The organism is Solimonas fluminis, assembly GCF_002930645.1.
GTDB lineage: Bacteria > Pseudomonadota > Gammaproteobacteria > Nevskiales > Nevskiaceae > Solimonas_A > Solimonas_A fluminis.
This window is the reverse complement of the sequence record NZ_PSNW01000005.1, coordinates 183,931-198,248: the sequence shown is the minus strand read 5'-3', so window position 1 is coordinate 198,248 and position 14,318 is coordinate 183,931. Positions and strand designations below refer to the sequence as shown.

Sequence of the window (14,318 nt, the reverse complement as noted above, 5' to 3'; positions counted from 1 at the left end):
GCGCCGGGGATCCTAGCGTCGCGAGTGGGCCGCGGGAGTTGGCCGGCCCTGCAATCACCCTAAGGGTTTAGGAATCGAAAATCGGAGCCCCCTCTCCCTCCGGGAGAGGGGAAGGGGGTGAGGGACGAGCGTGGAGCAACCACTACCGTCAGTTCATTCCCCTGACCTGTGTCCCTCACCCCTGCCCCTCTCCCGGAGGGAGAGGGGAACGCGGTGCTCAACTCTGAGCCTGACGCTGCAGGTTCGCATCCACCACCGTCAGCGCCGTCATGTTGACGATGCGGCGCACGGTGGCCGAGGGCGTCAGGATGTTCACCGGGGCGGCGCAGCCCAGCAGCATCGGGCCGATGGCGACGTTGCCGCCGGCGGTGGTCTTCAGCAGGTTGTAGGCGATGTTGGCCGAGTCCAGGTTGGGCAGCACCAGCAGGTTGGCCTCGCCCTGCAGCGTGGAGCGGGCGATGATCGACTTGCGGTGCGACTCGGACAGGGCGCAGTCGCCGTGCATCTCGCCGTCCACTTCCAGTTCCGGGGCCTGCTCGCGCAGCAGCGCCAGGGTCTGGCGCATCTTCAGCGCCGAGGGCGCATCGCTGCTGCCGAAGTTGGAATGCGACAGCAGCGCCACCTTGGGCTTGATGCCGAAGCGGCAGACTTCCTCGGCGGCCATGCGCGTGATCTCGGCGAGCTGCTCGGCGCTCGGGTCCAGGTTCACGTGCGTGTCCACCAGGAACAGCTGGCGGCCGGGCAGGATCAGCGCGTTCATCGCGGCGTAGACGCTGTGGCCGGGCTTCTTGCCCAGCACGCGGTCGATGTACTGCAGGTGGCGCGCAGTGGTGCTGATGGTGCCGCAGATCATGCCGTCACCCTCGCCCTTGCGCAGCAGCATGGCGGCGATCAGCGTGGTGCGGCGGCGCATCTCCAGGCGGGCATAGGGCTCGGTGACGCCGCGGCGTTCCATCAGCTCCAGGTATTCCTGCCAGTACTCGCGGTAGCGCGGGTCGTGCTCGGTGTTGACCACGGTCAGGTGCTCGCCCAGCTTCAGGCGCAGGCCGTAGCGGCGGATGCGCTCCTCGATCACGCTGGGCCGGCCGACCAGCACCGGGCGGGCGAGCTTGTCGTCCACGATGATCTGGGCGGCGCGCAGCACGCGCTCGTCCTCGCCCTCGGCGAAGATGATGCGCGAGCGCTCCGGCGCGACCTTGCGCGCGGCGGAGTACACGGGCTTCATCATCGTGCCGCTCTGGTAGACGAACTGCTGCAGCTGCTGGCGGTAGGCGTCGAAGTCCGCGATCGGGCGCGTGGCCACGCCGGAGTCCATCGCCGCCTGCGCCACGGCGGGCGCGATCTGCACGATCAGGCGCGGGTCGAAGGGCTTGGGGATCAGGTACTCGGGGCCGAAGGACAGGTCCTCGATGCCGTAGGCGCTGGCGACGATGTCGCTCTGCTCGCGCCGCGCCAGCGCGGCGATGGCGTGGACGGTGGCGATCTCCATCTCGCGCGTGATCGTGGTGGCGCCGGCATCCAGCGCGCCGCGGAAGATGAAGGGGAAGCACAGGACGTTGTTGACCTGGTTCGGGTAGTCCGTGCGGCCGGTGGCGATCACCGCGTCGCCGCGCACGGCCTTGACCTCCTCCGGCAGGATTTCCGGCGTGGGGTTGGCCAGCGCGAAGATCAGCGGGCGGGCGGCCATGGTCTTGACCATGTCGGGCTTCAGCACGCCGGCGGCGGACAGGCCCAGGAAGATGTCGGCGTCCGGGATCACCTCGGCCAGCCTGCGCTTGTCGGTGGGCTGGGCGAAGCGGGCCTTGTCCGGGTCCATCAGCTCGGTGCGGCCCTGGTACACCACCCCGGCCAGGTCGGTGAGCCAGATGTTCTCGATCGGCAGGCCCAGGTCCACCAGCAGGTCGACGCAGGCCAGGGCGGCCGCACCGGCGCCGCTGACCACCAGCTTGACCGCCCTGATGTCCTTACCGACCACCTGCAGGCCGTTGAGCACCGCGGCGCCGACGATGATGGCTGTGCCGTGCTGGTCGTCGTGGAACACCGGGATCTTCATGCGGGCGCGCAGGCGGCGCTCGATCTCGAAGCATTCCGGGGCCTTGATGTCCTCCAGGTTGATGCCGCCGAAGGTCGGCTCCAGGGCGGCGATGATGTCCACCAGCTTGTCCGGGTCGCGTTCGTTGAGCTCGATGTCGAAGACGTCGATGCCGGCGAACTTCTTGAACAGGACCGCCTTGCCCTCCATCACCGGCTTGGCCGCCAGGGGGCCGATGGCGCCCAGGCCCAGCACGGCGGTGCCGTTGGTGACCACGGCCACCAGGTTGCCGCGGGCGGTGTAGCGCGAGGCGGTGGCGGGGTCGGCGGCGATCTCCTCGCAGGCGGCGGCGACGCCGGGTGAGTAGGCCAGGGCCAGGTCGCGCTGGTTGCTCAGCTGCTTGGTGGCGGTGACGGACAGCTTTCCGGGCACCGGGAACTCGTGGTATTCGAGGGCGGCGCGGCGCAGTTCTTCTTGGATTTTCATGGGACGCGGTCAACGCTGGGGCGGTCGCCGGGCCTTGGGGCGGGGCCGGGGGCGGCGCGGGGGATCAGGGCCCCTATAGAGTATCCGAAGCCACCCTCCGGGGGCTTTGGCCGGGCGGACGCTGCCCGGCAGGGGCTGGAACGAACCTCCCCGGGGGCCTTGCCTTGCCGGCCGGCTGCTGGCACAATCGCGCCCCTTCTGCATGGCCCCGTGGCCCTGTAAGCGCCTGGCGTAAAGCCATGCCAATTCGATAATTCCTGACCAAGGTTTGTGTCATGTCCAAAGTCTGCCAGGTGACCGGCAAGCGTCCGCTGACGGGTAACACCGTTTCGCACGCCAACAACAAGCGTCGTCGCCGTTTTGAGCCGAATCTGCACTCGCACCGCTTCTGGCTCGAGTCCGAGAAGCGCTTCGTGGCGCTCCGCGTGTCCTCCAAGGGCATGCGCATCATCGACAAGAAGGGCGTCGAGGCCGTGGTGGCCGAACTGCGCGCCCGCGGCGAGAAGGTGTAAGCCATGGCAAAGAAGAAGGAAGTAGAGAAGATCAAGCTCGTGTCGACCGCTGACACCGGCTACTACTACACCACCAAGAAGAACCGTAAGAACACGCCGGACAAGTTCGAGTTCAAGAAGTACGACCCGATCGTCCGCAAGCACGTGGTCTTCAAGGAAGCGAAGGTCAAGTAAAGGATTTTCGCACCCGGCGGAGCGAAGCAAGCCGGCAGTGAAAATCCGCAGGTTCCAGTGGGCCGCCCCAGGGGCGGCCTTGCTGTTTCTTGGAGCGGGCGTTTGGCTGTGCCAGGACTTCCGCACCTGGCCAGGCGAAGCCGGCCAGCAGCGAAATTTCGCGTTCCAGTGGGCCGCCCTAGAGGCGGCCTTGCTGTTTTCTGGAGCGAGCTTCTCGCGGCTTCAGGCCGCCTTCAAACCGCCCCCTCCCGGGCGGCGGTCCTGTTTCCGGGGACATGGCCTCACAAACAGTCACAGCCAGCCCGTAATATCCCGGCCATGTCCCAGCTCCTGCCGCCCGACGACCCGGAAACCGATGCCGACGCCGACGGTGCCGCCCGCCCGCACCACCACCACCTGGAGCAGGCCCGGGCCCAGGTGATCCAGCTGCTGTCGCGCCAGTCGGTGGAGAAGGAGCTGCTGTCGCGCTCGGAGAGCCGCAACAGCGACGTGGTGGCGCAGCTGGTGGCGCGGCAGCACCAGGCGGCGCTGGAGCAGCGCCTGTCGCATTTCCACCCGGCGGACATCGCCTTCGTGCTGGAGGCCCTGGCGCCGGAGGCGCGGGACCTGGCCTGGACGCTGGTGCGGCCGGCGCGGCGTGGCGCGGTGCTGCTGGAGACCTCGGACACGGTGCGCCGGGCCCTGGTGATGAGCATGCCGCCGGAGGAGGTGGTGGCGCTGGCCGGCTCGCTGGATACCGACGACCTGGCCGACCTGGTGTCCTCCCTGCCCGAGGAGGCCCGCCAGCAGGTGCTGGAGCGCCTGGACAGCGCCGACCAGGCCGAGGTGCGCTCGATGCTCTCCTTCCCGGAGGGCACGGTCGGCTCGATGATGGACCTGGACTTCATCGCCGTGCGCGAGGACACCACGCTGGAGGCGGTGCAGCGCCTGCTGCGGCGGCGCAAGCTGCTGCCGGCGCATACCAACCAGCTGTTCGTGGTGGACCGCGGCAACCAGCTGCGCGGCCTGCTGCCGCTGGCCAGGCTGCTGCTGGGCGATCCGGAGGGCCAGGTGGCGGAGGTCATGAATCCCCGCCCGGTCTATTTCTACACCGACGATCCCTCGCGCGAGGCCGTGGCGGCCTTCGAGAAATACGACCTGATCTCGGCACCGGTGCTGAACCTGCACCGCCAGGTGGTGGGGCGGGTGACGGTGGATGCGGTGCTCGACGAGATCTCCGAGCGGGCCCAGACCGAGGGCCTGCGCCAGGTGGGCCTGACCGAGGAGGACGAGGACCTGTTCGCCCCGGTGGTGGCCAGTGCCCAGCGCCGCTGGCCCTGGCTGGCCATCAACCTGGCCACGGCCTTCTTCGCCTCGCGGGTGATCGGCGCCTTCGAGCCGATCATCGAGGCCCTGGTGGCGCTGGCGGCGCTGATGCCGATCGTCGCCAGCATCGGCGGCAACACCGGCAACCAGTCGGCGGCCCTGGTGATCCGCGGCCTGGCCCTGGGCCAGCTCGGCAGCGACCAGCTGCGCCGTATCCTGCGCCGCGAGCTTTCGATCAGCGCCCTCAACGGCGCCCTCTGGGGCGTGGTGCTGGGCTTTGCTACGCTGCTGCTCTACCACCAGCTGCCGCTGTCGGTGGTGATCGCGGTGGCGCTGATGCTGAACATGTCCGTGGCGGCCCTGGTGGGGGTGCTGGCGCCGGTGCTGCTGCACCGGCTGGGGCGCGATCCGGCGATGGGCTCCAGCATCATCCTGACGGCGACCACCGACAGCATGGGGTTCTTCATCTTCCTGGGGCTGGCGGCGGTATTCCTGGTATGAAGACGTACGAAATGAAGCTGGAAGAAGGGGGCAGGAAAATGGGGTCAACGGGGAAGCTGGTCCTGGGTGTCATCGTGGCCGTCGTCGGCCTGGCCGTCCTGGCGCGCATGTCGCCGCTCACGGTGGTGCCGGCCGGCCATCGCGGCGTGGTGACCCTGTTCGGCAAGGTCGATCCGCAGCCGCTGGGGGAGGGCCTGCATCTGGTCAACCCGCTGTGCAACGTGGTGAAGATCGACGTGCGCGTGGCGCGCGCCGATTCCGAGGGCGAGGCGGCCAGCCGCGACCTGCAGATCGTGCATACGGCGATCACCCTGAACTACCGCATCAATCCGGAACTCACCGCCAAGCTGTACCAGGAGGTGGGGCCGGGCTTCGAGCAGAAGGTGATCGAGCCGGCGGTGCAGGAGGCCTTCAAGGCGGTGACGGCGAAGTACACCGCCGAGGAGCTGATCACCAAGCGCGAGGACGTGCGCCACAACATCCGGCTGCTGCTGAACGAGAAGATCAACGCCCGCGCGGTCAACGCCCTGGCGCTGGACGAGGTGTCGATCACCAATTTCCGCTTCTCGCAGCAGTTCTCCCAGGCCATCGAGTCCAAGCAGGAGGCCGAGCAGCTGGCCCTGAAGGCGCAGCGCGACCTGGAGCGCATCCAGATCGAGGCCAAGCAGCGCATCGCCCAGGCGGAGGCCGAGGCGGCGGCCCTGCGGGTGCAGAAGCAGGAGATCACCCCGGACCTGATCAAGCTGCGCGAGATCGACGCCCAGATCAAGGCGATCGACAAATGGAACGGCGTACTGCCCCAGACCATGGCGGGCGGCGCCGTGCCTTTCCTGGGCCTGAACGGCCAGCCGGCACGCTGACGGCGATCGCCGGCCGCGGCCGGGAGGGGCCAGGCCCCGGGTCCTCCGGGGTTTGGCAGGGCCTCTATCGGCTGTCACACGCCATGCCGTAAAGTGCGCGATCCCATGACCGAAACCGCCCCTACCGTCCCCGAGCTGAGCCGCGCCCTGATCGGCGCCGGCCAGCTGTTCCACGCCCGTGGCTGGGTGCCCGCTACCGGCGGCAACTTCTCGGCCCGCCTGTCGCCGGAGCGCATGCTGATCACCGCCTCCGGTTGCCACAAGGGCGAGCTGACCGAGGCGGACTTCCTGGTCGCCGACCTGGAGGGGCAGCCGATCGGCACCTGCCGCAAGGCCTCCTACGAGACCCTGCTGCATTGCCAGCTGTACCAGCACGATCCGGCCATCGGCGGCGCCCTGCACACCCATTCGGTGGCCAATACACTGCTGTCGCGCCGCTACGAGCGCATCCGCCTGGCCGGCTACGAGCTGCTGAAGCTGTTGCCGGGGATCAAGACGCACGATGCCGTGGTCGAAGTGCCGGTGTTCGAGAACGACCAGGACATCGCCCGGCTGGCGGCGCGCGTGGATGCCCACATGAAGCAGGATCCGGCCACGCCGGGCTATGTCATCGCCGGCCACGGCCTGTATGCCTGGGGCGCCACGGTGGCCGAGGCGCGCTGGCGCGTCGAGGCCCTGGAATTCATGTTCGAGTGCGAGCTGCGTTCGCAGCTCCTGAAGTAAGGAGAAGTACCATGACCACCCTCACGATCTATGCCGACAGCGATGCCCGCACGCCGCTGCAGACGCTGACGCGCTTCGAGGACATCCGCGATGCCCTGGCCGGCATCGGCGTGGAATTCGAGCGCTGGGACGCCTCCAAGCCGCTGAAGCCCGAGGACGGCGCCGAGGAAGTGATCGCCGCCTACCAGGATGCGATCGACAAGCTCAACAGGAAGTACGGCTTCGTCACCATCGACGTGGTGGCGATGCACCCGGAGAACCCGCAGGCCGAGGCGGCGCGCGGCAAGTTCCTGGCCGAGCACACGCACGACGACTTCGAGACGCGCTTCTTCGTCGATGGCTCCGGCATGTTCTACATCCGCTCCGGCGGCAAGGTGTACATGACCGAGTGCACCCGTGGCGACCTGATCAACCTGCCGGCCAACACCACGCACTGGTTCGACATGGGGCCGAAGCCCTTCTTCAAGGCGATCCGCTTCTTCCGCATCGCGGAAGGCTGGGTCGGCAAGTTCACCGGCGACACCATCGCGGATCGCTTCCCGCGCTTCGAACGCGCGGCCTAGGAACATCGGCCGCTCCTGAAGGCAGGACGCGGTGCGGACAGGAAAATGATCAAAGCCATAATTACGGATATCGAGGGAACGACCTCCTCGATCGATTTCGTGCACCAGTCGCTGTTCCCCTATGCGAAGCAGCACATGCGCGCCTTCCTGCGGGCCCAGGCCGGCAACGACGCGGTGCAGCGCGAGCTGGCCGAGGTGGAACGCCAGGAAAACCGCGACCTGTCGCTGAACGAGGCGGCCGACGTGCTGGAGCAGTGGATCGCCGAGGACCGCAAGTACACGCCGCTCAAGGCCCTGCAGGGCATGATCTGGCGCCAGGGCTACGAGGCCGGTGAACTGAAGGGCCACGTCTACGCCGACACGCCGGAAGCGCTGCGCCGCTGGCAGGGCCAGGGCCTGCGCCTCTACGTCTATTCTTCGGGCTCCGAGGAAGCGCAGCGACTGATCTTCGGCTACAGCGACGCGGGCGACCTGACGCCGCTGTTCTCCGGTTACTTCGACACGCGCGTCGGCGGCAAGCGCGAGGCGGCCTCCTACCGCAACATCCTCAAGCAGATCGGACTGCCCGGCGAGCAGGTTCTGTTCCTGTCCGATATCGGTGAGGAACTGGACGCCGCCCAGGCTGCGGGCCTGAAGACCTGCCAGCTGCTGCGCGACGAACGCACCCGGCCGGCGGCCGGGCACCAGCAGGTGCAGAAACTCACCGAGGTGGTGGTGTAGGACGGAACGGGCCCCAAGGGCCCGTTCTTCGTTGCCGGTACGCTTACGCCTTCGGCAGGCGATCCGCCCAGCCGTAGGACGGATCGCCGATCACCACGAACAGCGGGTTCAGCAGCGATTCCTTCTGGTTGTAGCGCAGCGGCTGCAGACCCGGCATCACCAGCACCTGGGCTCCGGCCTGCTCGGCCACGCACTGGCCGGCGGCGGTGTCCCATTCGCTGGTGGGGCCGGTGCGCGGGTAGAGGTCGGCGACGCCATCGGCCACCAGGCAGAACTTCAGCGAGGAGCCGCGGCTGACCGCCTCGTGTTCCGGCATCTTTTCCAGGAAGGCTTCCAGCGCGGCGTCGCGGTGCGACTTGCTCACCACCAGCGCCGGGCGGGCCGGCGACTTGCGTGTGCGGATGGCGCTGCGCTGTCCATTCTCGATGCGCCAGGCGCCCAGGCCCTGCGCGGCGATCCAGCTGGTCTCCAGCACCGGGCCGTGCACCACGCCCAGCACCGGCGCGCCGTGGTCGACCAGGGCGATGTTGACGGTGAACTCGCCGTTGCGCTTGATGAATTCCTTGGTGCCGTCCAGGGGGTCCACCAGCCAGTAGCGCGACCACTGGCGGCGGGTCTCGTAGGGGATGCCGGCATCCTCTTCCGACAGCACCGGGATGTCCGGCGCCAGGGCCTTGAGGCCGGCGACGATGTGGTGGTGCGCGGCGAGGTCGGCCTGGGTCAGCGGGGAATCGTCGTCCTTCTTCGTGACGGCGATGTCCGACTGGTAGATGGCCAGGATCTTCTCGCCGGCCCCGAGGGCGATGGCCAGCACCTGGTCCAGGGTTTCCTGCGATACCTTCACGTGACGCCTCCTGGGAATCAGGCGGCTATCATAAGCCCCTGATGAGCGAGAACCTCCTTCAAGTGGACTGGTCCCGGGCCGATTGGGTCATCCTGGACATGGACGGCACGATCCTGGACCTGGCCTACGACAACTACTTCTGGCGCGAGCTGATCCCGGAGCGCTATGCCTGGGCCAGGGGACTGAGCCTGGAGGATGCGCGCGCGGAACTGCTGCCGCGCTTCGTCGAGGTGCAGCATACGCTGCCCTGGTACTGCACCGACTACTGGAGCGGCATCACCGGGCTCGACGTGGCCGGACTCAAGCGGGAGATCCGCCAGCACATCCGCGCGCTGGACGGCGCCGAGGATTTCCTGCGGCATGTGCGCGATTCCGGCCGGCAGCTGTGGCTGGCCACCAATGCCCACCGCGACAGCTGGACGCTGAAGATGGAGCAGACCGGGCTGGGGCACTACTTCCACCACATCGTCAGCTCCCATGACTACGGCGCGCCCAAGGAGGATCCGCTGTTCTGGCAGCGCTTCCTGGCGGACAAGCCCTTCGAGCGGGAGCGGGCGCTGTTCGTGGACGACAGCCTGCCGGTGCTGCAGGCGGCGCGCCGCTTCGGCGTGGGGCAGGTGGTGGGCCTGCGCCATCCGGACTCCACGCAGCCATGCCGGGCGGATTTCGACTGGGATCCCGCGGCGGACCGCATCGAGCAGCTGATTCCCCGCTAGGTGGGCGCGGACACGAAAAAGGCCCGCATCGCGGGCCTTTTTCGTGTCTGGCAGAACCGCTACAGGTTGCTCGGCGGCGGGGGCACCGAGGCCGGCATCAGGCCGCCCTGCGACGGGCTGGCGATGTGCTCGCGCGGGCGGGTTTCCAGCCAGGTGCGCACGCGCTGGGCGTCGGCGAAGCGGGTCAGCTTTCCGGCGGAATCGAGGAACACCATGATCACCGGGCGGTCCTGGATGCGGGCCTGCATCACCAGGCAGCGGCCGGCCTCGCTGATGTAGCCGGTCTTCTGCAGGCCGATCTGCCAGTCGTCGCCGCGGTAGCGCACCAGGCGGTTGCTGCTGACGAACTGCATGTTCTGGCGGCCCAGCGCCACGGTGTGCTCGGACTGCGTCGAGAAGCGGCGGATCAGCGGATCGCGATAGGCGGCGTTGACCATGCGCACGAGGTCGTTCGCGCTGGACACGTTGGAACTGGACAGGCCGGTGGAGTCGACGAAGCGCGAGTCGCGCATGCCCAGCTCGCGCGCCTTGCGGTTCATGGCGCCGACGAAGGCGGTGATGCCGCCCGGGTAGTTGCGGCCCAGCGCGGAGGCGGCGCGGTTCTCGGAGGACATCAGCGCCAGCAGCAGCAGGTCCTCGCGGCTCAGCTCCGCGCCGACGCGCAGGCGCGAGTGGCTGTTCTTCTCGGTGTCGATGTCCTGGCTGGTGATGGTCAGGATCTCGGTCAGCGGCAGGCGCGCTTCCATCACCACCAGGGCCGTCATCAGCTTGGTGATCGAGGCGATCGGCAGCACCGCGTCGGGATTCTTGGAGAACAGCACCTCGTGGGTGCGCTGGTCCACCACCATCGCCACGCTGGAGCCCAGGTTGAGTTCGTCGCGCGTGTGGTGCAGGCCCAGGGCCTGGCCCATGGTGGGAACGGCCGGGGCCACCGCGACGACGCGGCGCACCGAGCGCTTGGTGGTCTTGCGCGAGACGCGCTTCTTGCTGGAGGCCTTGCCCTTGGACTTGGCCGTGCTCTTCTTCTTGCTGACCGTGCTCTTGCGCTTGGTCGTGGACTTGGTGCCGGCGGCGTCCTTCTTGGCGCCGGCGCTGCTGGCCTTGGCGGCCTTGTCCTTGGCCGGCGTGGCGGCCAGGGCCGGGGTGGTGCCGGCGGTCAGGCCGGCCAAGGCGAGGGCCAGCAGCAGCTGGCGCCAGCCGGCAAGCATTCCGCCTGTCTTGGTTTTCTTCATTCCTGCCCCGTAGCCGTTGGCGGCATCCGTCCGTACAAGGACGGAAAATATATCAACGGCAACGACTTGTGAAGAAGTTTTAATGCAAACCTGACAGGCGGTTCAGCGGCGCCGACCGGGGCCGCCGCGTCCGCCGCCCGGACGACCGCCCCCAGGACGGCCTCCGCCGGAGCGTCCGCCGCCGCGTCCGCCGAAATGGCGCCGCGGCTGGCGCGGCGGGGCGACGAAATCGGTGGCCAGCCAGTCGTGCGCTTCCGGCATCAGCGGGATCTTGGCGCCGATGTACTTCTCGATCGGCGGCAGGGAGTAGACCCAGGTCTCGCAGCAGAAGGAGATGGCGTCGCCGGTGGCGCCGGCGCGCGCGGTGCGGCCGATGCGGTGGACGTAGTCCTCCGGGTCCTGCGGCAGGTCGTAGTTGATCACGTGCGACACGCCGGGGATGTGCAGGCCGCGGGCCGCCACGTCGGTGGCGACCAGGATCGGCAGGCGGCCTTCCTTGAAGTCGTCCAGCAGCTTGATGCGCTTGGTCTGGGCGACGTCGCCGGACAGGGTCGCGGCCTCGAAGCCGTTGAGCTTGAGGGCGGCCTCCACCTCCTCGGCGCCGCGCTTGGTGTTGAGGAACACCAGGGTGCGGAAGGGGTCGTGGTGGCGCAGCAGGCCGACCAGCATGGCCAGCTTCTCGTCGTTGGCGACATGGATCAGGCCCTGGCGCACGCGCTCGGCCGTGACCTGCTCGGGCTCGATCTCGACCTTCTTCGGCGAGTTCATGTGCTCGTAGGCAAGCTCGAGTACGCGCTGGGACAAGGTGGCCGAGAACAGGTAGTTGCTGCGCTGGTCGGCCGGCGGCAGCTTGCGCAGCATGTAGCGGATGTCGGCGATGAAGCCGAGGTCGAACATGCGGTCGGCCTCGTCCAGGACCAGGACCTCGATCTGGTCGAGCTTGTAGGTGCCCTGCTTGTAGTAGTCGATCAGGCGGCCCGGGGTGCCGATCAGGATGTCGATGCCGGCCTCGATCGCCGCGCGCTGGGTCTCGTAGCCGGCGCCGCCGTAGCAGACCACCATGCGCAGGCCGGTCTCGGCGCCCAGCTGCTCGGCATCCTTGAGGATCTGGATGGCCAGCTCGCGGGTGGGCGCCATCATCAGCGCGCGCGGCTGCCGGGGGTCGGCCCCCTCCCGGCGGGGGCGGGTCAGCAGCCGGTGCATGGCCGCCAGCAGGAAGGCCGCGGACTTGCCGGTGCCGGTCTGGGCCTGGCCGGCCAGGTCGCCGCCCTCCAGGGCCAGGGGCAGGGTCTGCGCCTGGATGGGGGTGCAGTGCGTAAAGCCCAACTTGGCCAGCCCCGCTTTCAGCAGGGGGTGCAGGGGCAGGGACTCGAAACTGACTTCGCTGAGGTGCTGGGGCTGCATGAATGGTATCTATTGTCGGGACCAGCGCTCTTGCAAGCGGCGGTCGGATGGGATGAAATAGAGCCATCACACAGGCTGCGCGGCGTCTTTTGGATCACCGGCCGCGACCTAAACAGCCCGCTATTTCCCCGTTTCAAAAATTAATCATAACGATCTGACTGTTTTTTTGCGCGTCTTGTGCGCTTTGGCTGTACCCCCCATTTACTGGTATGCGGGGCCTGTCACCCCCGCATTGGCCCACTAACCGAGGTATCCCATGAGCGAACACATCTCCGCCGTCACCGACGCCACGTTCGAGCAGGACGTGCTCAAGTCGGACCTGCCCGTCCTGGTTGATTTCTGGGCGGAATGGTGCGGCCCCTGCCGGATGATCGCCCCGATCCTGGAGCAGGTTGCCCAGGAAAACGCCGGCAAGCTCAAGGTCGTGAAACTCAACGTGGATGAGAATCCGGGGACCCCCCCGAAGTTCGGCATCCGCGGCATCCCGACGCTGATCCTGTTCAAGAACGGCCAGGCGGCCGCGACCCAGGTTGGCGCCGTCCACAAGGCCCAGTTGGCCGCTTTTGTCACTCCCCACGTAAATGCCGCCTAATAACCAGCGCATGAAACGCCACCGCCGCCACGGCGGTGGTGGCCGCAACAACAACCCCAACCAGCAGGGCGGCGGCAACAATCTCGCCAACCAGGGGTTCCCCGAAGACGATTTCGACCTGCAGCCGGAAGATCCCGCGCTGGTGGTCGACGGGCCGATGGCGCCCGGCGGCGAGGCCCTGGATGCCTCCCGCCCGCCGCCGCAGATGGCCGACGACGACGAGGGCGGCAACGGCAACGGCAATGGCGGCTACCAGCAGCAGCCGGCCCAGCCGCCCAAGGTCATCCACGTCCCCGACCTGAAGAAGATGACGGCGGCGGCGCTGCTCGAGCTTGCCGAGCAGCAGGGCCTGGAGAACATCGCCCGCGTCAAGAAGCAGGATCTGATCTTCACGATCCTGAAGGCCGCCGCGCGCCGCGGCGAGCACATCTACATCGAGGGCGTGCTGGAGATCATGCCGGACGGCTACGGCTTCCTGCGCGGTCCCGATGCGTCCTACCTGGCCGGCCCGGACGACGTCTACATCTCGCCCAGCCAGATCCGCCGCTTTGCGCTGCGCACCGGCGACACCATCGCGGGGCGCGTGCGCTCCCCGAAGGACAACGAGCGCTACTTCGCGCTGCTCAAGGTCGACTCGATCAACTTCGAGCCCTTCGAGGTCAGCCGCAAGAAGGTGTCCTTCGAGAACCTGACGCCGCTGTTCGCGGACGAGCAGTTCAAGATGGAGCGCGGCAACGGCACCACCGAAGACATCACCGCCCGCATCATCGACCTGGTCGCGCCCTTCGGCAAGGGCCAGCGCGGCCTGATCGTCTCGCCGCCCAAGGCCGGCAAGACGATCATGATGCAGAACATCGCGCAGTCGATCGCGGCGAACTACCCGGACGTCTACCTGATCATCCTGCTCGTCGACGAGCGCCCGGAAGAAGTCACCGACATGCAGCGCACCGTGCGCGCCGAGGTGATCTCCTCCACCTTCGACGAGCCGGCCACGCGCCACGTGCAGGTCGCCGAGATGGTGATCGAGAAGGCCAAGCGCCTGGTCGAGCACAAGCGCGACGTGGTGATCCTGCTGGACTCCATCACCCGCCTGGCCCGCGCCTACAACACCGTGGCCCCGAGCTCCGGCAAGGTGCTGACCGGCGGCGTCGACGCCAACGCCCTGCAGAAGCCCAAGCGCTTCTTCGGTGCCGCGCGCAACGTCGAGGAAGGCGGCTCGCTGACCATCATCGCCACCGCGCTGATCGACACCGGCTCGAAGATGGACGAGGTGATCTACGAGGAATTCAAGGGCACCGGCAACATGGAGCTCCACCTGGAGCGCCGCATCGCCGAGAAGCGCGTGTTCCCCGCGATCAACATCAACCGCTCCGGTACCCGCAAGGAAGAGCTGATGATGGATCCGGGCGACCTCAACAAGGTCTGGATCCTGCGCAAGGTGCTGCACGACATGGACGAGCTGGCCGCCATGGAAATGCTGATCGACCGCATGAAGCACACCAAGACGAACCAGGCGTTCTTCGATTCGATGAAGAGGAATTAAAGCTCCGAGCAGCGTGGATGTGATGGCCCGGTCGCGGACTGACTCAATGTCAGTCCGCGATAAGCCATCACACCCAACGAAGTCGGGGATCCTGGCCTCGCCAGTGAGCGT

General features: G+C 67.7%; 14 protein-coding genes. 10 read left to right on the top strand and 4 right to left on the bottom strand.

Annotated elements, in window-relative coordinates; genetic code table 11:
• Nucleotides 1-217 precede the first annotated feature (217 nt).
• Nucleotides 218-2,518 (bottom strand): NADP-dependent malic enzyme, encoded by a 2,301-nt coding sequence (locus C3942_RS11030; protein WP_104230438.1) that lies wholly within the window; start codon nt 2,516-2,518, stop codon nt 218-220.
• Between the two features lie 275 nt (nt 2,519-2,793).
• On the opposite strand from C3942_RS11030, the gene rpmB reads away from it, so the two are divergent.
• From rpmB to mtnC, 7 genes are all read left to right on the top strand, one after another.
• A complete protein-coding gene (gene rpmB, locus C3942_RS11025; protein ID WP_104230437.1) occupies nt 2,794-3,030 on the top strand; it encodes a 50S ribosomal protein L28 in 237 nt (78 codons plus the stop codon).
• Between the two features lie 3 nt (nt 3,031-3,033).
• Nucleotides 3,034-3,204: a 50S ribosomal protein L33 gene (gene rpmG, locus C3942_RS11020; RefSeq protein WP_104230436.1), complete on the top strand. Its 171-nt coding sequence runs from the start codon at nt 3,034-3,036 to the stop codon at nt 3,202-3,204.
• 318 nt (nt 3,205-3,522) lie between these two features.
• Nucleotides 3,523-5,010, top strand: coding sequence for a magnesium transporter (gene mgtE, locus C3942_RS11015; RefSeq protein ID WP_104230435.1), 1,488 nt, complete (start codon nt 3,523-3,525; stop codon nt 5,008-5,010).
• Complete coding sequence (locus C3942_RS11010) at nt 5,007-5,870, top strand: prohibitin family protein (RefSeq protein WP_243393577.1); 864 nt, start codon at nt 5,007-5,009, stop codon at nt 5,868-5,870. Before mgtE ends, C3942_RS11010 begins: the two co-directional genes overlap by 4 nt.
• Nucleotides 5,871-5,975: 105 nt before the next feature.
• On the top strand, nt 5,976-6,593 hold the full coding sequence (locus tag C3942_RS11005; RefSeq protein WP_104230433.1) for a methylthioribulose 1-phosphate dehydratase: 618 nt from the start codon (nt 5,976-5,978) through the stop codon (nt 6,591-6,593).
• Nucleotides 6,594-6,604: 11 nt separating this feature from the next.
• Nucleotides 6,605-7,156, top strand: a complete 552-nt coding sequence (locus tag C3942_RS11000) for a 1,2-dihydroxy-3-keto-5-methylthiopentene dioxygenase (RefSeq protein ID WP_104230432.1) — start codon at nt 6,605-6,607, stop codon at nt 7,154-7,156.
• Between the two features lie 45 nt (nt 7,157-7,201).
• Nucleotides 7,202-7,876 carry an acireductone synthase gene (gene mtnC, locus C3942_RS10995; protein ID WP_104230431.1) on the top strand — a complete coding sequence of 225 codons (675 nt, stop codon included), beginning with the start codon at nt 7,202-7,204 and terminating at the stop codon, nt 7,874-7,876.
• A gap of 43 nt (nt 7,877-7,919) precedes the next feature.
• On the opposite strand, the gene cysQ is transcribed toward mtnC, so the two are convergent.
• Nucleotides 7,920-8,720, bottom strand: coding sequence for a 3'(2'),5'-bisphosphate nucleotidase CysQ (gene cysQ, locus C3942_RS10990; protein WP_104230430.1), 801 nt, complete (start codon nt 8,718-8,720; stop codon nt 7,920-7,922).
• 41 nt (nt 8,721-8,761) lie between these two features.
• On the opposite strand from cysQ, the gene yrfG reads away from it, so the two are divergent.
• On the top strand, nt 8,762-9,436 hold the full coding sequence (gene yrfG, locus C3942_RS10985) for a GMP/IMP nucleotidase (protein ID WP_104230429.1): 675 nt from the start codon (nt 8,762-8,764) through the stop codon (nt 9,434-9,436).
• A gap of 59 nt (nt 9,437-9,495) precedes the next feature.
• Here yrfG and pbpG read toward each other — a convergent pair whose 3' ends face one another.
• Both pbpG and C3942_RS10975 read right to left on the bottom strand, forming a co-directional pair.
• Nucleotides 9,496-10,644: a D-alanyl-D-alanine endopeptidase gene (gene pbpG, locus C3942_RS10980; protein ID WP_104230428.1), complete on the bottom strand. Its 1,149-nt coding sequence runs from the start codon at nt 10,642-10,644 to the stop codon at nt 9,496-9,498.
• Between the two features lie 126 nt (nt 10,645-10,770).
• The gene (locus tag C3942_RS10975; protein ID WP_104230427.1) at nt 10,771-12,072 is read right to left on the bottom strand and encodes a DEAD/DEAH box helicase; all 1,302 of its coding nucleotides are present in this window, start codon (nt 12,070-12,072) and stop codon (nt 10,771-10,773) included.
• A 256-nt stretch (nt 12,073-12,328) separates the two neighbouring features.
• Here C3942_RS10975 and trxA point away from each other — a divergent pair, with 256 nt between their 5' ends.
• Nucleotides 12,329-12,664: a thioredoxin TrxA gene (trxA, locus tag C3942_RS10970; protein WP_104230426.1), complete on the top strand. Its 336-nt coding sequence runs from the start codon at nt 12,329-12,331 to the stop codon at nt 12,662-12,664.
• A 307-nt stretch (nt 12,665-12,971) separates the two neighbouring features.
• Nucleotides 12,972-14,207 carry a transcription termination factor Rho gene (rho, locus tag C3942_RS10965; protein ID WP_436286239.1) on the top strand — a complete coding sequence of 412 codons (1,236 nt, stop codon included), beginning with the start codon at nt 12,972-12,974 and terminating at the stop codon, nt 14,205-14,207.
• Nucleotides 14,208-14,318: the final 111 nt, after the last annotated feature.